Origin of the sequence: Streptomyces sp. 135 (genome assembly GCF_020026305.1) — a bacterium.
In the GTDB taxonomy this organism is placed as follows: Bacteria; Actinomycetota; Actinomycetes; order Streptomycetales; family Streptomycetaceae; genus Streptomyces.
In genome coordinates this window covers 4,570,732-4,591,619 of record NZ_CP075691.1, presented here as the reverse complement: position 1 = coordinate 4,591,619, position 20,888 = coordinate 4,570,732, and the positions used below count along the sequence as shown (strand labels likewise).

18 protein-coding genes are annotated in these 20,888 nt (G+C 73.1%); 10 read left to right on the top strand and 8 right to left on the bottom strand.

What is annotated here, in order from left to right:
• Position 1 precedes the first annotated feature (1 nt).
• Genes KKZ08_RS20675 through KKZ08_RS20650 form a run of 6 tightly spaced genes read left to right on the top strand, consistent with a single transcriptional unit; the run spans position 2 to position 6,763 of the window.
• Positions 2-1,390, top strand: a complete 1,389-nt coding sequence (locus tag KKZ08_RS20675; RefSeq protein WP_223775876.1) for an O-antigen ligase family protein — start codon at positions 2-4, stop codon at positions 1,388-1,390.
• Positions 1,387-3,009, top strand: coding sequence for a lipid II flippase MurJ (locus KKZ08_RS20670; RefSeq protein WP_223775875.1), 1,623 nt, complete (start codon positions 1,387-1,389; stop codon positions 3,007-3,009). Before KKZ08_RS20675 ends, KKZ08_RS20670 begins: the two co-directional genes overlap by 4 nt.
• Positions 2,999-3,784, top strand: coding sequence for a polysaccharide deacetylase family protein (locus tag KKZ08_RS20665; RefSeq protein WP_223775874.1), 786 nt, complete (start codon positions 2,999-3,001; stop codon positions 3,782-3,784). The genes KKZ08_RS20670 and KKZ08_RS20665 overlap by 11 nt, the downstream gene beginning before the upstream one ends.
• Positions 3,781-4,929 carry a glycosyltransferase gene (locus KKZ08_RS20660; protein ID WP_223775873.1) on the top strand — a complete coding sequence of 383 codons (1,149 nt, stop codon included), beginning with the start codon at positions 3,781-3,783 and terminating at the stop codon, positions 4,927-4,929. The genes KKZ08_RS20665 and KKZ08_RS20660 overlap by 4 nt, the downstream gene beginning before the upstream one ends.
• A complete protein-coding gene (locus KKZ08_RS20655) occupies positions 4,926-5,576 on the top strand; it encodes a lipopolysaccharide biosynthesis protein (protein ID WP_223775872.1) in 651 nt (216 codons plus the stop codon). The genes KKZ08_RS20660 and KKZ08_RS20655 overlap by 4 nt, the downstream gene beginning before the upstream one ends.
• On the top strand, positions 5,573-6,763 hold the full coding sequence (locus KKZ08_RS20650) for a GNAT family N-acetyltransferase (RefSeq protein WP_223775871.1): 1,191 nt from the start codon (positions 5,573-5,575) through the stop codon (positions 6,761-6,763). The genes KKZ08_RS20655 and KKZ08_RS20650 overlap by 4 nt, the downstream gene beginning before the upstream one ends.
• Before the next feature lie 24 nt (positions 6,764-6,787).
• Here the strand turns inward: KKZ08_RS20650 and KKZ08_RS20645 are convergent, their stop codons facing one another.
• Entirely contained in the window at positions 6,788-8,023 is a 1,236-nt protein-coding gene (locus KKZ08_RS20645; protein ID WP_223775870.1) for a glycosyl hydrolase, read from the bottom strand.
• 128 nt (positions 8,024-8,151) lie between these two features.
• Here KKZ08_RS20645 and KKZ08_RS20640 point away from each other — a divergent pair, with 128 nt between their 5' ends.
• On the top strand, positions 8,152-9,471 hold the full coding sequence (locus tag KKZ08_RS20640; protein ID WP_223779126.1) for an ATP-grasp domain-containing protein: 1,320 nt from the start codon (positions 8,152-8,154) through the stop codon (positions 9,469-9,471).
• Between the two features lie 552 nt (positions 9,472-10,023).
• Here the strand turns inward: KKZ08_RS20640 and KKZ08_RS38855 are convergent.
• Positions 10,024-10,782: a chaplin gene (locus KKZ08_RS38855; RefSeq protein ID WP_223775869.1), complete on the bottom strand. Its 759-nt coding sequence runs from the start codon at positions 10,780-10,782 to the stop codon at positions 10,024-10,026.
• Positions 10,783-10,899: 117 nt separating this feature from the next.
• On the bottom strand, positions 10,900-11,127 hold the full coding sequence (locus KKZ08_RS20630) for a chaplin (protein ID WP_223779125.1): 228 nt from the start codon (positions 11,125-11,127) through the stop codon (positions 10,900-10,902).
• A gap of 675 nt (positions 11,128-11,802) precedes the next feature.
• Between KKZ08_RS20630 and KKZ08_RS20625 the strand changes: the two genes are divergently transcribed.
• Positions 11,803-12,336, top strand: a complete 534-nt coding sequence (locus KKZ08_RS20625) for a hypothetical protein (protein ID WP_223775868.1) — start codon at positions 11,803-11,805, stop codon at positions 12,334-12,336.
• Positions 12,337-12,367: 31 nt separating this feature from the next.
• Here the strand turns inward: KKZ08_RS20625 and KKZ08_RS20620 are convergent, their stop codons facing one another.
• Positions 12,368-13,243 carry a class I SAM-dependent methyltransferase gene (locus tag KKZ08_RS20620; RefSeq protein ID WP_223775867.1) on the bottom strand — a complete coding sequence of 292 codons (876 nt, stop codon included), beginning with the start codon at positions 13,241-13,243 and terminating at the stop codon, positions 12,368-12,370.
• Positions 13,244-13,315: 72 nt separating this feature from the next.
• On the opposite strand from KKZ08_RS20620, the gene KKZ08_RS20615 reads away from it, so the two are divergent.
• Both KKZ08_RS20615 and KKZ08_RS20610 read left to right on the top strand, forming a co-directional pair.
• A complete protein-coding gene (locus KKZ08_RS20615) occupies positions 13,316-15,145 on the top strand; it encodes a prolyl oligopeptidase family serine peptidase (protein ID WP_223775866.1) in 1,830 nt (609 codons plus the stop codon).
• A 189-nt stretch (positions 15,146-15,334) separates the two neighbouring features.
• Positions 15,335-16,144, top strand: a complete 810-nt coding sequence (locus KKZ08_RS20610; protein WP_223775865.1) for an SURF1 family protein — start codon at positions 15,335-15,337, stop codon at positions 16,142-16,144.
• A 217-nt stretch (positions 16,145-16,361) separates the two neighbouring features.
• Here the strand turns inward: KKZ08_RS20610 and KKZ08_RS20605 are convergent, their stop codons facing one another.
• From KKZ08_RS20605 to KKZ08_RS20590, 4 genes are all read right to left on the bottom strand, one after another.
• On the bottom strand, positions 16,362-17,513 hold the full coding sequence (locus KKZ08_RS20605) for a hypothetical protein (protein WP_223775864.1): 1,152 nt from the start codon (positions 17,511-17,513) through the stop codon (positions 16,362-16,364).
• Positions 17,510-18,172, bottom strand: coding sequence for a SigE family RNA polymerase sigma factor (locus KKZ08_RS20600; RefSeq protein WP_223775863.1), 663 nt, complete (start codon positions 18,170-18,172; stop codon positions 17,510-17,512). Before KKZ08_RS20600 ends, KKZ08_RS20605 begins: the two co-directional genes overlap by 4 nt.
• A gap of 331 nt (positions 18,173-18,503) precedes the next feature.
• Positions 18,504-19,562, bottom strand: a complete 1,059-nt coding sequence (locus KKZ08_RS20595; protein ID WP_223775862.1) for an aspartate-semialdehyde dehydrogenase — start codon at positions 19,560-19,562, stop codon at positions 18,504-18,506.
• A complete protein-coding gene (locus KKZ08_RS20590) occupies positions 19,559-20,845 on the bottom strand; it encodes an aspartate kinase (protein ID WP_223775861.1) in 1,287 nt (428 codons plus the stop codon). The genes KKZ08_RS20595 and KKZ08_RS20590 overlap by 4 nt, the downstream gene beginning before the upstream one ends.
• Between the last annotated feature and the right edge of the window lie 43 nt (positions 20,846-20,888).

Here is a 20,888-nt window from a genome sequence, read left to right as displayed (position 1 = left end):
GGTGACCCCACGCGACGTCGTCCTGCGCGAGCTCGGGCGCAGCGCCCCGGTCCTGCCGGTGGTCCTGGTGATCGCGCTGCTCGCGCTGCCCGTGCCGGAATCCGGTGGCGAGGCGTCGGGCGGCGGCGGGACCGGGACGGTGGCCGACGCGGCCTCGGCCCTCCTCGTCGGCCTCTGCGCCGTCCATCTCGCACGCACCCGGCGGCGCCCGCTGAGCCGGACGGCCGCCGTGCTCCTCGGACTTCCGGTCGTCGGCGTCACCGTGGCCGCCTGCGGGGCCGCCTCCGCCGCGACCGGCGTCGCCGGGGCCGCGCGCTACCTCCAGATCTTCGTGCTGGTGCCCGCGGCCGTGCTCGTCCTGATCCGCGACGCGCGCCACTTCCGGGTGATCGCCTGGGCGTTCGTGGCGCTGGCGCTGTGGCAGGGCACCATCGGCGTACACCAGAACCTGACCGGCACCGGGGCCTCGTACATGGGCGAGGACATCCGCGCGGTGGGGACGTTCGGCTCCACGGACGTCATGGGGATGGCCACCGTCGTCTCCTACGGGATCGTCTGCGCCCTCGCGCTGGCCTTCCGCCCGCACGCGCCGCGCCAGCGGGGTGCGGCGGCGGTGTGCGCGGCCCTGCTGACCGTGCCGCTCGCCCTGTCCTTCAGCCGCGGGGCGTGGATCGCGACGGCGGCGGCCTGCCTCGGCGTCCTGCTGCTCGCGGGGGCGCGCCGGGCGGGCCGGGTCCTGCTGGCCGGGGGCGCGGCGGCCGTGGTCCTGGTCGCGGGGCTCGGCGTGGGCTCGGCCATGCTCCAGCAACGGCTCAGCAGCATCAGCCAGGTCACCGGGACGCCCGACCAGTCGGTCACCGACCGGTACACGATGTGGGCGGCTTCGGCCGACATGTGGCGCGAGCGGCCGGTGACGGGCGTCGGCCTCAAGGGCTTCCCCAACCACCGCGACAGCCACGCCTCGCTCGCCCTGTCCTCCGGCAGCGACACCGCCGGGGCGGGCAGCGGCTTCGTACGCCAGCCGCTCCTGTCCCCGCACAACATGTACCTGCTCGTGCTCGGCGAGCAGGGGCTGCTCGGTCTCGTCACGCTGGCCGGCGGCTGGGTGGCGCTGCTCGTGTGCGGGCTGCGGCGGTGGAAGCGCCGGTGCGCCCGGCCGGACGGGCCCGGCGGTCCTGAGCTGGACTGCGCGCTGCTGGCCTGCGGACTGCTGATCTGGCAGCTCGTCGACTTCGTGTACGCCGATATCGGCGGGCCCTCGACCGTGCTGACGGCCGTCGCGTTCGGCGTCGCGGCGTGGTGGGCGGTCGGCTCGCCCGCCCGGCCGCAGGAGCACTCGCAGGCGGCGGCAGGCCCGCGCGGGCTGCCGGGGGAGGCGGGCGCGCGATGACGACCGTGCCGCCCTCGGTGGCCGCGGAGCAGGCGCCGCCCCCACCCGGGACGGGGAAACCGGCCGCGAAGAGCGGCGGGTCGTTCCTCGCCAAGGCCTGGCTGGTCACCGCCGCGCTGTCGGTGGCCGGTTCGCTCCTCGGCCTCGTGCGGGACCAGACGCTGGCGCACTTCTTCGGCGCCGGGACCGACACCGACGCCTTCCTCGTCGCGTGGACGATCCCGGAACTGGCGGCGACGCTGCTCATCGAGGACGGCCTGGCCTTCTTCCTCGTACCGGCGTTCAGCCTGGCCCTCGCCCGCCGCGCGGACGACGCCGCCGGGGACCCGGTCCGGGCGCTCGTGCGGGCGTCGCTGCCTCGGATGTCGCTGTGGTTCGCCGCCGCGTCGCTGGTGCTCATGGCGGCGGCGCCGTACGTGGTGGCGCTGCTGGCGCCGGGGCTGCCCGACCGACAGGCCGCCGTGGACTGTACGCGGCTGACCGCCACCTGTGCCTTCACCTTCGGTCTCACCGGTTATTGCAGCGCGGCGCTGCGGGCACACCACCGGTTCGTCGCGCCCGCGACCGTGTACGTCGCCTACAACGCGGCCATCATCACCGCCCTGTTCGTGCTGGCGGCGCCCTGGGGTGTGCGGGCCGCGGCGGCGGGTGTCGCGGTGGGCGGCGCGCTGATGGTGGTCGTACAAGCGCCTTCTCTGTGGCGGGAGTTGAGGCGCGGTCCCGCCGCCGCCCCGGCCACCGAGGGGTCGGTGGCGGCCGCGACGCTCCAGACGGCGATCATCTGGACGGTCCTGCTCTTCGCGCTCTGCCGCCAGTCGCAGGTCCTCATCGAACGCTTCCTGGCCTCGTCGCTGCCCGCCGGGGCCATCTCGCATCTGAACTACGCGCAGAAGGTCGCGCAGATGCCGATGGTCCTCTCCCTGATGCTGTGCACCGTCACCTTCCCGGTGGTCGCCCGCGCGCTGGCGGCCGGGGAGACGGAGCGGGCCAGGGACCGCGTGGAGCGCGACGTCGTCCTCGCGGGCTGCGTGGTGCTGCTCGGCACCGCCGCGGTCATCGCCTCCGCGCCCGCCCTGATCGAACTGCTCTTCCAGCGCGGTGCGTTCACCGCGTGGGACACCGCCGTCACCGCGTCCGTCATGCGCGTCTACGCCCTCGGCCTGCTCGGGCACACGCTGGTGGGCGCGCTCGCCCGCGCCCACTTCTCCCTCGCCAGGACCACCTGGATCCCCTGCTACGCGATGTTCACCGGCATCGTCACCACCGCGGGCATCGGCTTCCTCACCGTCGGCACCTGGGGCGTCCACGGCATCGCCGCGGCCAACGCCACCGGCATCTGCGTCAGCGCGCTGCTCCTGCTGCGCGGCATGGGCCCGGACACCGTGCCCATCAGGACGCGGAGGCTCGCCGGGCAGCTGGGGCGCCTCGTGGCCGCCGCCGGGGGTGCCACGGCACTGGGCGCCCTGTGCGTGGAGCGGGTGGGGCAGCCGGCCCTCGCCGTCCTGGCGTCCGGCGCGGTGGTCACCGTCTCCTTCGTGCTGCTCGGCCTGCTCCTGCGCGCCCAGCCCTGGCCGTCCGCCCTCCGCTCCGTCACAGGAAAGCTGCGTCATGCCCGTTGACCTCACCCCGCCCGCCCCTTCCGCCGAGCCCCTCCCGCGGACCGGGCCGCCCCGGCCGTCCGCGTGGATCGCGATGTACCACTCCGTCGGGGACCCCACCGACGATCCGTACCGCGTCACCGTCTCCCCCGACCGCCTCGCCGCCCAGCTGCGCTGGCTGCGCCACCAGGGCCTGCGCGGGGTGTCGATGCGCCACCTCATGGACGCCTGCGCGCGGGGCGAGGAACGCGGCCTGGTGGGGCTCACCTTCGACGACGGCTACCGCGACTTCGTCGACCTCGCCCTGCCGCTGCTGCGGCACCACGACTGCACGGCCACCCTGTTCGTGCTGCCGGGCCGCCTCGACGGCGACAACGCCTGGGACCCGCTGGGCCCCCGCAAGCCGCTCCTGGGCGCCGACGGCATCCGGCACGCCGCCGCGAGCGGCGTCGAGGTCGCCTCGCACGGGCTGACCCACGTCGACCTCACCACCGCCGACGAGGAGACCCTGCACCGCGAGGTCAGCGGCAGCCGGGCGGCGCTGACCGGCCTGACCGGCACCGAGGTGGGGGGCTTCTGCTATCCGTACGGCCACGTCGACGAGCGGGTGGTCACCGCCGTACGGAACGCCGGGTACCGCTACGCCTGCGCCATCGCGCCCGGCCCGCTCACCGGTCCGTACGCGCTGCCCCGCGTGCACATCGGCCAGAACGACTCGGCCTCGCGCCTGCGCCTGAAGCTGTGGACGAACCGGCTCAGGCACCGCGCCCTGGACCGCTCGGCGGTCACCGGATGAAGGTCCTGCACGTCATCACCGGCCTCGGCGTCGGCGGCGCCGAACAGCAACTGCGCCTGCTGCTGCGCCACCTGCCGGTGCGGTGCGACGTCGTGACGCTGACCGACGCGGGCGCCGTGGCGCGCGGGATCATGGCCGACGGCACGCGCGTGACCGACCTCGGCATGTCCGGCAACCGCGACGTGGCGGCGCTGCCCCGGCTGGCCCGCGTCATCAGGGCCGGCCGGTACGACGCGGTCCACACCCACCTCTACCGCGCCTGCCTGTACGGGCGCCTCGCGGCCCGCCTGGCCGGGGTGCGCGCGGTGGTGGCCACCGAACACTCCCTCGGCGACTCGCAGATGGAAGGCCGGCCGCTCACGGCGGGCGTCCGCGCGCTGTACCTCGCCGGGGAGCGGCTGGGGCGGATGACGGTCGCCGTCTCCCCCGCCGTCGGACAGCGGCTGCACCGCTGGGGCGTGCCACGGCGGCGCATCCGGGTGGTGCCGAACGGCATCGACGTGGACCGCTTCCGGTTCGACCCGGCGGCCCGGGTCCGCACCCGGCGGTGGCTGCACCTGCCCGACTCCGCGTTCGTCATCGGGGGCGTGGGCCGCCTCACCGGCGGCAAGCGTTTCGACGTACTCCTGCACGCGGCGGCCCAACTGCCCGAGGACGTCGCCGTGCTGCTCGTCGGCGCGGGCCCCCAGGAGCAGGAGCTGCGGCAGCTGGCCCACCGCCTCGGCCTCGCCGACCGGGTGCGGTTCGCGGGCGAGGCCGCCCACGACGAGAGCGAGACCGGCGGGAACGGCGCCCCCGCCCTGCCCGCGCTCCTGTCCGCCATGGACGCGCTGGCCTCCCCCTCCCCCGAGGAGGCCTTCGGGCTCGCGCTCGTGGAGGGCCTGGCCTGCGGGCTCCCCGTGCTCTACGCCTCGTGCCCCGCCCTCGACGACCTGCCCGCCGACGCGCGGGCCAACGCCTCGTACCGCCCGAGCGACCCGGACTCCTTCGCGCAGTCCCTCTACGGCCTGCGCGGCGCCCGCCCCCCGCGCCGCTCGGCGCCCCCCTCGGTGGGGCACTACAGCATCGCCCGAAGCGCCGACCAGCTGATGCGCGTCTACGCGTCGGTTGTCTCCGGCCCGACCCTGGAGGTGAATCCTCGATGAGCGACTCCGTGAACGAGCGGTCGCGCGCCGACGCCCTGCGCGCCCGCCTGGCCCGGCTGCCCCGCTGGTGGCCCCTGCCGGCCTGCGCGGCGGCCGGCATCCTGGTGGGCGGCGGGTACGGCGTGTTCCAGACGCCGCAGTACACCGCCACCAGTTACGTCGTCGCCGTACCGCAGGCCAAGGCGGATCCGGCCACGGCGCTGGGGTTCGCCCAGGCGTACGGCCGTGTGGCCGCCCAGGTGGCCGTGCTGGGCGACGCGCAGGTGGAGGCGGGCATGACGGCCGCGGAGCTGCGGGACAGCGTGCAGGTGGCCACCTCCCCCGACGCGCCGATGATCTCGATCTCCGCACGGTCGGGGAAGCCGTCGGCGGCCGCCGTGACCGCGAACGCGGTGGCAAGGTCGCTCGCCACGAACGCCAACCACGCCAAGGACAGCACGCAGGTCAAACTGCTCACGTTCTCCCGGGCCCTTGAGCCCACCGAGCCGTCCTCGCTCTCCACCGGGGTGACGACCCTGGTCGGCGGCTGCGCGGGCGGCCTGCTCGGCGGGCTCGCTCTCCTGGTACGCCCCCGGGGCCGTACGGAGGCGCCCGCCGCCGCCTCGGTCCCCGGACCGGCGTCCGCCCTGGCCCGGAGCGCCACATGAGCACGGCGACGAGCACGGGCACGGCCACGGGTACGGCCACCGGTACGGCCACCGGCAGGGGTCTCCTCGTCACGCGGGTGTGCGCCGACGAGGGCGAGTTCGAGGCGCTGGCCGACCAGTGGGCGCGGCTGCACCGGTCCTGCGAGGCGGCCACGCCGTTCCAGAGCCACGCGTGGCTCTCCTCCTGGTGGCGGTCCTACGGACGGCGCGGGCGGCTGCGGGTGCTCCTGGTCCACGAGGGCGAGCGGCTCGTCGCCGCCGCCCCGATGATGCGGGTGGCCCGACCGCTGCCGGCGCTGAAGCCGCTCGGCGGCGCGATCTCCGACTTCTCGGACGTGCTGGTGGACGGCGACCTGCGCGAGGCCGGGACCGAGGCACTGGTGGCGGGCCTGCGCCCGCTGGCCTCGACCGCGCTGATCGACTTCGGGGAGGTCCGCCCCGGCGCCTGCGTCGAGGCGGTCCACGAACGGTGGCCCGGGCCGAAGCGGGCGCTGGCCGACTCCCCCTGCCTCGAACTTCCCCCGCTGCCCATGGAGGAGCTGCTCCAGCGGCTGCCGACGCCGCGGGCCCAGCGCACCCGCGCCAAGATGCGCAAGCTGGCGGCGCTGGGTGTGCAGGCGCGCACCGTGCCCGCCGAGGAGGTGGAGGCGTCGGTCGAGACCCTGCTGCGCCTGCACGAGTTGCAGTGGCAGGGCCGCAAGGTGACCTCCGAGCACCTTCAGCCGCGGTTCCGCGAGCACCTGCTGCGCTCGATGCGGCCCATGGTCGCGGCCGGTGAGGCGGTGGTGACCGAGTTCCACCTGGACGGCGAGGTGATGGCCGCCGATCTGACGCTGCTCTCCGGCACGCTGGCCGGGGGCTACCTGTACGGCGCGCATCCGCGCCTGCGGGAGCGCAAGGTGGACGTGGCGACGATGCTTCTGAACGCGTGCACCCGCCACACCGGCGGCGAACAGCGGCGCGCGCTGAGCCTGCTGCGCGGCGACGAGCCCTACAAGCACCACTGGCGGCCCGAACCGGTCACCAACCGGCGCTTCCTGCTGGCCCGCAGGCGGACGGCTCCCCTGCTGTCGGCGGCGCTCTGGGACGCGTCGGCCCGGCAGTGGGCGAAGGAACGGATGCGGGAGCGGGAGCGGGAGGCGCGGGACAAGCGGGAGGCGGGCCGTGGCGGCGGGGGCACCTCGTGAGGGCCCGCGCCGCCTGCCGCCGCCTCAGGAGCGCCGCGTCCCCTGCCACCAGTCGAACCGCAGGCACAGCTTCCCGCCCAGCCAGTACTCGACCCAGTCGCCGAGGGCCAGCGGTGAACACTCGGGCGGCGCCACCGGCTCGGTCGGCACAGTGGGCACGGAGGGCACAGTCGGTGTGCTGTCGCGCCCGGAGAGCAGATCGCGGTAGACCGCCGACGCGCCGGGGTTCGCCTTGCACTGCCATACGCCGTGCGGGCAGTAGTCGGTGACGGTGTTGTACAAAGGCTTCTTCTCGTCCATCCATTTCAGCATCCGGCGCATATATTCTTCGTTGTCGCCGTTACGGAAAAGTCCCCATTCCGGATAAGAGATGGGCTTCTTGTGCGCCGCCGCGAAGTCGACGTGGTCCTGGAGCCCGAAGGGCTCCTCGACCTGTTCGTCGAATGACATACCGCGCGGCTGGTCGTACGAGTCCATACCGATGATGTCGACCACGTCGTCACCGGGATAGCACTGCGTCCAAGGAACGGCGTCACGCCCTCTGTTGGGTGTGAAGTCGAACCGAAACCTCTGTCCGGCCACCGAGCGCATCGTGGTGACGATCCTGTTCCAGTACTTCTTCCAGGACTCCGGGTCCGGGCCACAGCGATGGGTGTAGGTCGTGCCGTTCATCTCCCAGCCCGGCACGATCACCGTGTCGGGCACGCCGAGGTCGACCAGGCGTTCGGCGAGCACCCGGAAGTGGTGGTCGAAGCGGCCCGCGGCGCCCTGCCGCAGCAGCCCGGCGACCTCGCGGTCGCTCACCCCCTCCTCGTTGCGTTCGAGCATCGGGACGTTGAGGACGAAGAGCCTGTCGTCCTTCTCCTTGCGCCAGGCGGCCCAGGCCTCCAGGAAGCGCGGGGCGCCCTCGATGTTGCTCCAGCGGTCGCCGGGGAGGTAGGTGTGGCCGACCCGCAGCTCGGCCCCGCCGAGCCACTCGCTGAGCTCGCTCATGCGCGCGACCCCGCGGGGCCCGTAGTCGAGATACGCCCCGAAGGCGGGCGCCTTCTCCGCGGGCGCCTTGTCGGCGGGAGCCGCCGGGAGCGCGGGGATCACCGGGCCCACGGAGGCCACCGGGGGCGGCGGAAGGGCCCCCGACGGATCGCCCTCGCGCGCGATGCCCGTCGTATGCGCCGGGGCGGAGGCGAGGGTCACCGCCGAAACGATCCCGACCGCGAGAAAGACGAACCGTCCACCGCGCCGCCGAAGCCCTGCATCCATAACCGCTCCTCTTTCTCAGCCACCCCGCACTGACACTCCGTCATACTTATTCCTATTACGCCAATCGAGTTTCTAATCCCGCGTTCCGCCACATCGCCCGTATGGACGATCGAGCAGCGAGGTCGAATGTGACTCCCCTGGATACAAGAATTCCCGCGGTCCTCCTGAGAATGGACCGCAATCCCTTCCATCACGGGACGCTGGGCGCCGTACGCTCCCTGGGGCGCGCGGGAGTGCAGGTGCACCTGGTGGCCGACGACCACGAGAGCCCCGTACGCCACTCCCGGCATCTGCACCGGATGCATCGGCCGCCCGCTCCGGGCGCCCCGCTCGCCGAGGTGGCCGCCACGCTGCGCCGGGTCACACGCCACTTCACGGCGCCCGCCGTGCTGATCCCCCTGGACGACGCAGGCGCCCTCGCGATCGGCGCCCTGCACGCCGAGCTGAGCGACCGCTATCTGCTGCCCCGCCCGACCGGCGACACCGCCGAGCGCGTCGCCGACAAGGAGAGCCTGGCGCAGGTGTGCGCGCGGGCCGGGGTCGCGCATCCGACGACACTGGCGCCGGAGTCCGCCGCCGACGCCGTGGGCGCCGTGGCCCGGCTCGGGATCCCCACCGTGGCGAAGTGGAGCCGCCCCTGGCTGCTCCCCCAGGACGCGGGGCTGCGCAGCACCACCCTGATCGGCTCCCCGCACGAGGCGGCGGCCCTGTTCGAGCGCGGGGCCGAGGCCGGCAGCCGCCTGCTGCTCCAGGCCTTCGTGCCCGGCGCCCGGGACGCGGACTGGTTCGTCCACGGATACGCCGGCCGGGGCGGCGTCGTACGCGGCGGCGGCACCGGCCGCAAGCACCGCTCATGGCCGCGCTCGGCGGGCCTGACGGTCAGCGGTGAGTGGGCCCACAACGCCGAACTGTGGTCGTCCGCGCAGCAGTTGATCGCCTTCCTGGGCTACCGGGGCGTGTTCGACCTGGACTTCCGCAGGGACACCGCGACCGGGGCGTTCCACCTCATCGACTTCAACCCGCGCCCCGGCGCCCAGTTCCGCCTCTTCGCCGACGGCGCGGGCACGGACGTGGTGCGCGCGCTGCACCTGGACCTCACGCACCGGCCCCTGCCCTCCCCGCACCCCCTTGAGGGCCGCACCTTCGTGGTGGAGAACTACGCCCCGCTCACCGCGCTGCGCTCCTTGCCCCGGCCCCGGCCCTGGCCGGGCGGGTCGGTGGCGGCACCGCCCGGCGAACTCGCCTGGTACGCGGGCGACGACCCCGCCCCCGGAGCGGCCATGCGCCGCCTGTGGCTGCGCCATGTGACGCGGCGCCTGCGGGACGGCGCGGGCCGCCTCGTGCGCAGGGCGCTCGCGGTCCTCTCCCGCGGGACCGGACCGGGCGGCCACGCCCCCGCCGTCGTGCCCGGCCAGTCGACCCGGGAGCGTGCCGTCACCGACGCGTGACCCGAGCCGTGCCGTGCCCCCACCGGCGGGGGCACGGCCGCGCTGATCGGGTGGAACCACGGCCGCCTCCAGGCGTGGCACGTCCCCGCGCGGTCAGGGGCCCCTACTGTCGCCTCAGGTGACGCGGAGACGGCACCCGGCCCGGCTTCCGTGCATGCGATGGTCCACGGAAGCCGGGCCACCAGGGCCCGGCCGCTCTTCTGAGTGACGTGGCGGGCGAACGGGTGAAGCCCGCGCACCGCGCGGCCCGTCAGGTGGTGCACTGAAAGCGCTTCATGGGACGGACCGGGTCGCTGCACCGCCAGCCGTCGGCAGCCATGCCGTGGGTGAGCGACATTCCCCGACGGGCCGACCGCCCCACCTCCCGCGCCGGCGGGGAAGCGATCGCGTCCAGACTTCCCCGTCGGCGGCTGCCGCTCCGGACAACTCCCCGGCTCACTCATGGCCCCCGCTCACTCAGAGATCCCGCAACGAAAAGCCCCGCCACCTGGCCGGTGTCGGGGCTCTCGTGCGGGGGCGTGCGGTCGGCACGCCCCTCAGGGGCGGTGCGGGCTACTTCCGGGCCGCCGCTGCGGCCCCACGGCGCCGGTAGAGGATCGCGCCGCCGAGCAGCAGCGCGGCACTCGCGGCGGCCGCGCCCAGGAGCGCCTCGTCCGTGCCCGTCTCGGCCAGCACGCCCTCAGGGGCGGCCGCCCGCTCCGGGCGGTCGGGCCGGGGCGTGTGCGGCTCGTGCTCCGGGTTCCGCGGCGGCACCACCTTGGAGGGCTCCTTGGGGCCGGGCTCGGTCCGGGGCCGGGGTTCCGGCTTCGGCTTCGGCTTCGGCTTGGTGGCCTCGGGCGGCGGGCCGTCGTCGTGCCGCGAGGAGACGTTGGCGCACTTGTTGCCCATGGCCGGGTTGGCCACGGACACCACGCCCGCGGTGTTGCCGCAGGCATTGACCGGCACATGGACGGGCGCCTGCACGTTGTTGCCCGACAGGACGCCGGACGACTTGGCCGCCACACCGTGCGCGGTGGCGCCACCGGAGGAGGAGCGGTGCTCGCCCCGGTCCCCGTGCGAGGGGTGGGAGTGGTGCTTCGCGGGCGGCGGCGTCGACACGTTGGCGCACTTGTTGCCCATGGACGGGTTGGCGACGCCGACGCCGTTCACGGTGTTGCCGCAGGCATTCACCGGGACGTGGACGGGCGCCTGCACGTTGTTGCCCGACAGGATGCCGGACGAGCCCACGGCCTTACCGTCCGCTTCGGCGTCCGCGAACGCGGCGGTGCCGGACAGGGACAGGATGCTCGTGGCAGCTGCGGCGGAGAGCATTCCTTTACTGAGAGCCTGTCGCAATTGAGTGGTCTTTCTCTGTGCGATGGGAGCCGGCCCCACGGCCGGGTGCCGCAGGGGGCGGCCGGGACACGACTGGGACAGCCGGGCCCTACGTCAGTCGTTGACGCACTTGTTGCCCATGGCCGGGTTGAAGAGCCCGACGACGTTGATTGTGTTGCCACAGGCGTTCACCGGCACGTGGACGGGCACCTGCACGACGTTGCCGGAGACCACGCCTTCGGAGCCGATGGCTTTGCCCTGCGCCCCGGCGTCCGCGAATGCCGGTGCGCCCATGCCCAGGGCCGCGACGGCACCGGCGACGATCGTCGCGCTCTTCTTCAGCTTCACAGCTTTTCCCTTCTTACGGGTCACGCCTAACCGGCGGCTGCGGCCGGGCGGGGAGTTCCTTTCCCGCACCGTGACCTGAGCTCTGCTTAACGAGTGAAGGGGATAGAGGAAACCGAGCCTTTGACGCACCGGGAAGGTTCACCCGAATGCCACGTGGATTCGTCAGCCACGGGGCCAGGGATCGCGCCCGATCAGGCTGTTCCATTCCGGGTCGGGCCGGCCGGGCACCGTCCGGCCCTGCTCGCACCAGCTCCGGAGCAGGGACCGGTAGAGCGGATCAGTACGGAAATCGGATCGGTAATCCGTACCGTAATTAGTACGGAAATCGGATCGGTAATCGGTGCGGGATTCCGGAGGCCGTCTGCTCGTCGGGATGACACCTTGCCGCTTCCAGGGGCCTGGACGGTCAGCCATAATTCCTCGTTCGACTCATTGAGAGAGGGAGCGTCATTGAGCGTGAGGGCTTCTCCCCCTTTGTTCCTTTCGGTGCCGTGGATGAAACAGCGCCATAGGCCGACCTCGGTAATCCCCGCAGGGGCCCGGCGTGCCGTGGGAGCCGGGAGGTTGGTCCCCGACGCCCCGTTCCGCTGGCCCCTTCCGTACTGTCACCATGCGGAGTCCGGGGTGCAGGGGGAGTCGTTCCCCTTCGGGGCGGGGCGGGAGGCGTACATGACCGAGGTGTTCTTGCGGCGACTGAGCCGTTGGCAGGCGGAGCAGCAGCGCGAGTCCGTCGCCAACCTCTATGTCGAGGCCTATCGGGGGATGGCCGGCGCCGAGTACCGCGACCGGCAGGGGTTCCTGCGGCGCTTCGAACACGACGTGCAGCAGCCCGACTTCGACATGGTCGTCGCCGACTCCGGGGGTCTGGTCGGCTGCCTCTACGGTTACCGCGCGGCGCCCACCGGCGAGTGGTGGGAGGGGTTCCGCGGCATCCTGCCCGCGGGCATCGAGGAGCAGACCGCTTCGGGGCGGGTGTTCCTGCTGAGCGAGCTGATGGTGGCGCCCGTCCGGCGCAGGGCGGGCGTCGCCACCCGCCTGCGGACGCTGCTGCTGACCCGGCACACCGCCGATGCCGTCGTCGCCGTCATCAAGCGGGACGACGACCAGGGGCGGGAGGTGCTGCGGGCCTGGGACTGGGCGAAGCTCGGCGAGTTCGACCCCGGCCGCGAGGGCTGGCTGCGGCCGCCTTCGCCACTGCCGTGAGCCCCGGCCGCGAGCCCCGGCCGCGAGGCGGCTAGCCGGCCTTGCTCGCCTTGAGGGAGTACATGAGCGGGATGCGCGGACGGTCGGCCGGGAAGCGGTAGACGCCGTCGCGGCCTTCGAGCGCCCTGAAGCGGGGGAAGAGCGTCGTGTCGTGCTCGCGCAGGAACTCGATGCGCAGCCCCGCCGCGGCGAGCGCGGAGACGACATCGCCGAGGGGGTGCTGCCACTCGACGCTGCGGTTGTGGACGGTGGGCGGGGCCGTGCCCGTGGCCGCGTCCCCCGCGTCCTTGTCCGAGCAACCGGCGTCCATGTCCGTGTAACCGGCCGGGTCGTCCTCGATCCAGGCGTCGCGCGCGAAGTAGTCGTGCTCGATACGGGAGCCCGTCGCGTCGTCGAGGATGTCGGTGAGCGGGTGGAACTCGGCGAGGTAGAGGAAGCCGCCGGGGGCGACGAGCGAGGCCGCGGTCTCGGCCCAGCGCCGGATGTCGGGGAGCCAGCAGAGCGCGCCCACTCCGGTGTAGACGATGTCGTACGCGGTGTCGGGCACCGCCGTCACGGCGTCGTACACGTCGGCGGCGACGAAGGTGGCCCGCTCGGGGCCGAGGCCCGCTTCGGCGGCGAGCTCGCGGGCCGCTTCGACGGCGCGCCCGGAGAAGTCGAGCCCGACGACGCGGGACGCGCCGTGCCGGGCCCAAGAGAGCGTGTCCATGCCGATGTGGCACTGGAGGTGCAGCAGGGACTTGCCGTGTACGTCGCCCACCTCGGCGCGCTCGAAGTCGCGCAGGGCGCTCTTGCCGGCACGGAAGCCGTCCACGTCGTAGAAGTCGCTCGCGAGGTGCAGCGGGACGCGTTCGTCCCAGCGCCTGCGGTTGGTCTCGCGCCAGTCGGCGGGCATCGGGGAGTACATGGTCGGAAAAGTTATCCACAGGCTGGGGAACCTCGCCAGCGAATTGTGGGCGGGGCCAGGCACTATGGGGGCATGAGCGAGACGGGTGCCGAGAAGGCCACGGGGTCAAGGTCCATGCCGGACTGGGAGAAGCGGTTCAGGGCGCCACGGGTGTCGCTGCCGGACTGGGCCGAGGACGCGCCGCGGCGTTCCCTGTTCGTGTCGAACGCGACGGGGACGTACGAGCTGTACGCCTGGGACAGGGAGACCGGCTCCCAGCGCCAGGTGACCGACAGGGCGAACGGCACGACGGACGGCGTCCTGTCCCCCGACGGCGAGTGGATCTGGTGGTTCAACGACAAGGACGGTGACGAGTTCGGCGTGTGGATGCGCCAGCCCTTCGCCGGCGGCCCGGACGAGCCGGCCGTGCCGGGACTGGACGCCTCCTACCCCGCGGGCCTGGCGCTCGGCAGGGACGGCGGGCCGGTGGTCGTCGGCCGTTCCACGGACGAGGACGGCACGACCATCCATGTCGTCCCGGCCGCCGCCGCGGATCCCGTCGAGGTGTACCGCCACCGTGAGTCGGCGGGCGTGGGAGACATCTCGCACGACGGCACGCTGATCGCCGTGGAGCACACGGAGCACGGCGACGCGATGCACTCCGCGCTCCGCGTGATCAGGCCGGACGGTTCCACGGTCGCCGAGCTGGACGACACCAAGGGCGGCTCGGTCGAGCTGGGCCTCGAGGTGCTCGGCTTCGCGCCGGTCGCCGGGGACACGCGCCTGCTGGTCGGGCACCAGCGGCGCGGCCGCTGGGAGCCGATGGTGTGGGACGTCGCGTCGGGCGAGGAGAGCGACCTCGACCTCGGCCTGCCGGGTGACGTGAGCGCCGAGTGGTATCCGGACGGTTCCGCGCTGCTCGTCGCGCACGGCTTCGAGGCGCGGGGCGAGCTGTTCCGCTACGACCTCGCCTCACGGGAGCTGGAGCGCATCGAGACGCCCGCGGGCTCGGTGTCGGGCGCGACCGCCCGCCCGGACGGCACCGTGGAGTACATGTGGTCGTCGGCCGCCGAGCCGCCGGTCGTGCGGTCGACGTCGGGCGGCGTCGTCCTCGATCCGCCCGGCATGAAGGCGCCGAGGTCCGTCCCGGTGGAGGACGTGTGGGTCGAGGGGCCCGGGGGCCGCGTCCACGCCCTCGTGCAGCGGCCCGCCGGGACTTCCGGGCCGCTCCCCACCGTCTTCGAGGTGCACGGCGGGCCCACATGGCACGACAGCGACTCCTTCGCGGCGGGCCCGGCGGCCTGGGTCGACCACGGGTACGCGGTGGTGCGGGTCAACTACCGCGGCTCGACGGGGTACGGCCGCGAGTGGACGGACGCCCTGAAGCACCGCGTGGGCCTCATCGAGCTGGAGGACATCGCGGCGGTGCGGGAGTGGGCGGTGACGTCGGGTCTCGCCGACCCCGACCGTCTCGTCCTCGCGGGCGGCTCCTGGGGCGGCTATCTCACGCTCCTCGGCCTCGGCACCCAGCCCGAGGCGTGGGCGGTGGGCCTGGCCGCGGTGCCCGTCGCGGATTACGTGACGGCGTACCACGACGAGATGGAGGCCCTCAAGGCCATGGACCGCACGCTGCTCGGCGGCACGCCGGAGGAGGTCCCTGAGCGCTTCGCCGCCTCGTCCCCCCTGACGTACGTGGACCGGGTCAAGGCCCCGGTGTACATCTCGGCGGGCGTCAACGACCCCCGCTGCCCGATCCGCCAGGTCGACAACTACGTGAACCGGCTGGCCGCGCGGGGCGCGGTGCACGAGGTGTACCGGTACGACGCGGGCCACGGTTCACTGGTCGTGGACGAACGGATCAAGCAGGTGGCCCTGGAGCTGGACTTCGCGGCGCGGCACCTTCCGGAGCAGCGGACCTCCTGAACCGCCGCTTCGCCCCACCCGCCCGCGGGCCCGCCTTGGACCGCCGGGCAACGGGCGGGTGGGAGTCGCCGCGGAGCGGCGGAATCCGCGGCGTGAAGCCGCGGAGCCGTCGGCCCGGCGGGCGGCCACCCCCCGCAGGGGCCCTACCCCACGGCTCAGCCCCCCGCAGGAGCCCCGTACCGTGGGGGTGTGTACCGGTTTCTGCTGACGCCCCGCTGGTGGGGGATCAACGTCTTCGTCGTGCTGGCCGTCCCCGTCTGCATCTTCATGGGTTCCTGGCAGCTCGGCCGCTTCGAGGACCGCGTGCAGGACCACGAGTCCGCCAAGGCCCAGGCCCACGAGCGGAGCGCGGACGGCCGGCGGGCCGAGGCCAGGCCCCTCGACGCGCTGCTGCCCGTCGATCAGGACACCTCGGGCGAGCAGGCCACGGCCACCGGCCGGTATGGCAGGCAACTGCTCGTGCCGGACCGGGAGTTGGACGACAAGCGCGGCTTCTACGTCCTGACCCTGCTGCGCACGGACGAGGGCAAGTCGCTCCCCGTGGTCCGCGGCTGGCTCCCCGGTGACGCGAGCGCCGCCAAGGCCCCGGCCGCCCCCAAGGGCGAGGTCACGGTGACGGGCGCGCTCCAGGCCTCCGAGAGCCCGGGGTCCAACGGGGTCAGCGCCGCCGGCGGCCTGCCCCGAGGCCAGCTGGGCGCGATCAGCTCGGCGTCGCTGGTCAATCTCGTACGCGACGACGTGTACGACGCGTGGGTCACGCTCACCGAGGCCGACCCCGGGATGAAGACGGTCCCGGCGGCCGCGCCGAGCAACACAGGCCTGGACCTGAAGGCCTTCCAGAACCTCGGCTACACCGGCGAGTGGTTCGTCTTCGCCGGCTTCGTCGTCTTCATGTGGTTCCGGCTGTTCCGGCGCGAGGCGGAGGTCGCCCGCGACACGCGCCTCGGCCTGCTGCCCGACGCGGCCCAAGCCGCGCCGGAAGCCGCCCCGAAGCCCTAGGGCCTGTCTGACCATTCGCGTCGTCGCCCGGAGGGCGGCCTCGCGGCGTCAGGTGCGTGCTCTCGGCGTGCCGGGCGTAGGGCCTCGTACTGGATGTACTTGGCTCTGCGCCCGGTGCGGCGAGTGGGGGCACCCCCTGCTCGAAGAGCTCGGGGGAGCGTGCATGGCGTCGCGAGGCAGGCGGGCATGGTCAGACAGGACCTAGCGGGGCCCGGCCTCAGGAAGTGGGCAGGATCCCGGTCCGGTAGACCGTGCCCGCGCACGCGTTGGGGACCGTCGCTCCCGCCGAGGGCGAGCCCGCCTCCGCGGTCAGGGTGACCACGACGCTGCCGTCGGCGACCGTGCCGTCCGTCCGTCCCAGCTGGGCCTCCATGCCCTCCGAGCCGCCCTCCGGCGTAGTGCCGCCTCCGCTGGGCGTCGGGTCGGGCGTGGGCTCGCCGCCGGTCGTCGGGCACGCCTCGGACGGCACCCAGGCGAAGCGCACCTCGTACGCCGCGCCGGGCTGGAGGACGATCGTGGCCGCCTCAAGGGAGGGGTCGGGCAGAGCCGTCGCGCCGTCACCGGCCACATGGGTGGCGACGGCGATCTTCGCGGGGTCCGCCGCGCCCTGCGGCGTCGCGCTGACGCCGCCCGCGGTCTGGACGGTGCAGCTGCTGCCGGAGATGTTGGTGACGCGGAAGCTGCCGTAGACCTTGTTGTCGGCCTCCGCCGGGCCCGCGCTGCCGGTGGCGCCGAGCTGGGCCGCGGCGCAGACGGGCGAGGTGGCGGCCTCGGAGGTGTCGGGGTCGGGCGATCCCGTACCGCCGCCGCCCGTGCCGCCCTTGCCCTTGCCTTCCCTCTTGTCCTTCTTGCCCTTCTTGTCCTTCTCCTTGGACTTGCCGGGCTTCTTGCCGGCGTCCTGCCGGCCCTTCTCGGGGTCCTTGCCCTGGCTGGAGCCGCCCTGCGCGTCCTGGCTGTTGCCCGCGATGGAGGGCCGGTCGTCCGAGCCGCCCCGGGAGTTGGTGACGTGCACCAGTGCCGGGACCGCGGTGCCGATGAAGAGCGCCGCCGCGGCGAGGCCGACGACGGCCTGGCGCTTGCGGGCCCTGCGGGCGGGGACCGCGTGCCGCAGATGGTCGAGGGAGCGCTCGCTCGGCTCGATCTCCCGCACGGCCTCCCGCATCATCCGCCGCAGCGCGAGCTCGTCCGAGCCGAGTCCGCCCGGATCGGGTTCGTCGGAGCCGGGTTCGTCGGGGCCGGGTCCGTCCGCCGGCCCGGTGCCGCCCGCGGGGCGAAGCCCGCCGGATCCGTCTTCGGGGCCGTGATTCACGTTTCCGTTCCCGCCATGCTGCTCAGATCCGCCCTGCTCGTCACGCTCGCGCTCGCTCATGCCGGCGCCTCCATGGCGACCCTGAGGGCCGCGATGCCGCGCGAGCCGTACGCCTTGACCGATCCCAGGGATATGCCCAGGGTCTCGGCGACCTGCGCCTCGGTCATGTCGGCGAAGTAGCGCAGCACGAGCACCTCGCGCTGGCGCCGCTGGAGGCCCCGCATCGCCTTGATCAGCTCGTCGCGCTCAAGGAGGTCGTAGGCCCCCTCCTCGGCGCTCGCCATGTCGGGCATCGGCTTGGAGAGCAGCTTGAGCCCGAGGATGCGCCGCCGCAGGGCGGACCGCGAGAGGTTCACGACGGTCTGGCGCAGATAGGCGAGCGTCTTCTCCGGCTCCCGCACGCGCTTGCGCGCCGAGTGGACCCGGATGAACGCCTCCTGCACGACGTCCTCGCAGGAGGCCGTGTCGTCCAGGAGCAGCGCGGCGAGGCCGAGCAGCGACCGGTAGTGGGCGCGGTAGGTCTCGGTGAGATGGTCGACTGTGGTGCCCGCGGTCATCGTGTCGTCAGCGCCCTCACGCTGCGCCGGGATGGCGGCGGGCCGCGCTGCGGGCATGGGCGCGATCACCGGCATACCGCCGGTCGCGCGGGTACGACGAGGGGGACGCAGCGCTGTCGCGCCTCTCGCCTGTACCGCTGTGAAGTCGAGTACCTCTGCCACGCCTGTTGGACACGCTTCCCCCCGTCAGGGTTGTACGAGTCCGGCATCGCGTTTGCGGCGAGTCGCGCGGGCACCGCTTGTGACGATGCATCAAATGCCCCCATGCGTACCAGCTCTTCCCCTATGCCCCATTTATTGCGGCGCTCAGGCCACCCCGAAGGGCGCCCGCTAAAGACGCCCCCCGCCCCGCTGCCGGTTGCAGTGATCGGGCGCGAAATCATCGAACGCGGAGAGGATCCAGTTCAAGCGCCCTTGGCCCCCGAGTTGGACACAGAACTTACACAGACCTCACAGCGGCTCCGGCCCTGGGGCGGCCTACCGCTGCCGGGCCTCAGCCCGCCGTGAACTCCCCGGCCACCAGTTCCGCGATCTGCGCGGTGTTCAGGGCGGCTCCCTTGCGCAGGTTGTCCCCGCACACGAAGAGTTCGAGGGCGGTCGGGTCGTCCAGCGCGCGCCGCACCCGGCCCACCCAGGTCGGATCGGTGCCGACCACGTCCGCGGGCGTCGGGAACTCCCCGGCGGCCGGGTTGTCGAACAGCACGACCCCCGGCGCGGTGGCGAGGATCTCGCGCGCGCGATCGACCGTGACCTCGTCCTCGAAGCGGGCGTGGACGGTCAGGGAGTGCGTCGTGATGACGGGGACGCGTACGCAGGTGGCGGCGACGCGCAGGCCCGGCAGCCCGAGGATCTTGCGTGACTCGTCCCGGACCTTCATCTCCTCGGAGGACCAGCCGTCCTCGCGCAGCGACCCGGCCCACGGCACCACGTTCAGCGCCACGGGCTCCGGGAAGGGCCCCGTGTCGTCGCCGACGGCCCTGCGCACGTCCCCCGGGCTGGTGCCGAGTTCGGTGCCGGTCACGAGTTTCAGCTGGCGCCGCAGCGTCTCCACGCCGTCCCGCCCGGCCCCGCTCACGGCCTGGTACGAGGAGACGATCAGCTCGCGCAGCCCGAACTCGGCGTGCAGCGCGCCGACGGCCACGATCATCGACAGGGTCGTGCAGTTCGGGTTGGCGACGATGCCGCGCGGCCGCACGCGCGCGGCGTGCGGATTGACCTCGGGCACGACGAGCGGCACGTCCGGGTCGAGCCGGAAGGCCGCGGAGTTGTCGACCACGACGACGCCCTTGGACGCGGCGAGCGGCGCCCACTGCGCGGCCACCTCGTCGGGCACGTCGAACATGGCGACGTCGACCCCGTCGAAGACGTCCTCGGACAGGGCAAGGACCTCGACCTGCTCACCGCGCACGGCCAGCTTGCGGCCGGCCGAGCGCGGTGAGGCGACGAGTCGGATCTCGCCCCAGATGTCGGCGTGCTGCGACAGGATCTGGAGCATGACCGTGCCGACGGCCCCGGTCGCTCCGACGACCGCGAGCGTCGGCTTGCGGCTCATCGGCCGGTGCCTCCATAGACCACGGCCTCGTCCGTGTCGGAGTCCAGGCCGAAGGCGGTGTGGACGGCGCGCACGGCCTCGTTCACGTCATCGGCGCGCGTGACGACCGAGATGCGGATCTCGGAGGTCGAGATGAGCTCGATGTTGACGCCCGCGTCGCTGAGCGCCTCGAAGAAGGTCGCGGTGACGCCCGGGTTGGTCTTCATGCCGGCGCCGACCAGGGAGATCTTGGCGATCTGGTCGTCGTAGCGCAGGGAGTCGAAGCCGATGGCCGAGCGGGTCTTCTCCAGGGCGTCGATGGCCTTGCGGCCCTCGGCCTTGGGCAGGGTGAAGGAGATGTCGGTCAGGCCCGTCGAGGCGGCCGACACGTTCTGCACGACCATGTCGATGTTGACCTCGGCGTCCGCGATCGCGCGGAAGATGGCGGCGGCCTCGCCCGGCTTGTCCGGCACGCCGACGACCGTGATCTTGGCCTCGGAGGTGTCGTGCGCGACACCGGAGATGATGGCCTGCTCCACCTTGCGGTCCCCTTGCTCGGAATGTGCGTCGTTGCTGCTGCTGACCCACGTGCCCTGGAGCCCGCTGAAGGACGAGCGCACGTGGATCGGGATGTTGTAACGGCGTGCGTACTCCACACAGCGGTGGAGCAGCACCTTGGACCCGGAGCTGGCGAGCTCCAGCATGTCCTCGAACGAGATCCAGTCGATCTTCCGCGCCTTCTTGACCACACGCGGGTCGGCGGTGAAGACACCGTCCACGTCCGTGTAGATCTCGCAGACCTCGGCGTCGAGGGCGGCGGCGAGGGCGACGGCGGTCGTGTCCGACCCGCCGCGGCCCAGGGTGGTGATGTTCTTGCCCTCCTGGCTGACGCCCTGGAACCCGGCGACGATGGCGATGTTGCCCTCGTCGATCGAGGTCCTGATGCGCCCGGGGGTGACATCGATGATCCGCGCCTTGTTGTGGACGGAGTCGGTGATGACGCCTGCCTGGCTGCCCGTGAACGACTGCGCCTCGTGGCCCAGGTTCTTGATCGCCATGGCGAGCAGCGCCATGGAGATCCGCTCACCCGCGGTCAGCAGCATGTCGAATTCACGCCCGGCAGGGATCGGGGATACCTGCCCGGCAAGATCGATCAACTCATCCGTCGTGTCGCCCATCGCCGACACCACGACAACGACCTGATGGCCGTTCTTCTTGGCGTCGACGATTCTCTTGGCGACCCGCTTGATGCCCTCGGCATCGGCTACGGAGGAGCCTCCGTACTTCTGCACGACAAGGCCCACGTGCGCTCCTCGCTCAATTCCGTTGTGCGGTCGGCTCAGTTTA

Bases quoted from the DNA above. Each gene is read 5' to 3' on its own strand.
- KKZ08_RS20655 (WP_223775872.1), top strand. From the start codon at position 4,926: ATGAGCGACTCCGTGAACGAGCGGTCGCGCGCCGACGCCCTGCGCGCC.
- KKZ08_RS20595 (WP_223775862.1), bottom strand. From the start codon at position 19,562: ATGAGCCGCAAGCCGACGCTCGCGGTCGTCGGAGCGACCGGGGCCGTC.
- KKZ08_RS20625 (WP_223775868.1), top strand. From the start codon at position 11,803: ATGACCGAGGTGTTCTTGCGGCGACTGAGCCGTTGGCAGGCGGAGCAG.
- KKZ08_RS38855 (WP_223775869.1), bottom strand. From the start codon at position 10,782: ATGCTCTCCGCCGCAGCTGCCACGAGCATCCTGTCCCTGTCCGGCACC.
- KKZ08_RS20665 (WP_223775874.1), top strand. From the start codon at position 2,999: ATGCCCGTTGACCTCACCCCGCCCGCCCCTTCCGCCGAGCCCCTCCCG.
- KKZ08_RS20670 (WP_223775875.1), top strand. From the start codon at position 1,387: ATGACGACCGTGCCGCCCTCGGTGGCCGCGGAGCAGGCGCCGCCCCCA.
- KKZ08_RS20605 (WP_223775864.1), bottom strand. From the start codon at position 17,513: ATGAGCGAGCGCGAGCGTGACGAGCAGGGCGGATCTGAGCAGCATGGC.
- KKZ08_RS20650 (WP_223775871.1), top strand. From the start codon at position 5,573: ATGAGCACGGCGACGAGCACGGGCACGGCCACGGGTACGGCCACCGGT.
- KKZ08_RS20660 (WP_223775873.1), top strand. From the start codon at position 3,781: ATGAAGGTCCTGCACGTCATCACCGGCCTCGGCGTCGGCGGCGCCGAA.
- KKZ08_RS20620 (WP_223775867.1), bottom strand. From the start codon at position 13,243: ATGTACTCCCCGATGCCCGCCGACTGGCGCGAGACCAACCGCAGGCGC.
- KKZ08_RS20615 (WP_223775866.1), top strand. From the start codon at position 13,316: ATGAGCGAGACGGGTGCCGAGAAGGCCACGGGGTCAAGGTCCATGCCG.
- KKZ08_RS20645 (WP_223775870.1), bottom strand. From the start codon at position 8,023: ATGGATGCAGGGCTTCGGCGGCGCGGTGGACGGTTCGTCTTTCTCGCG.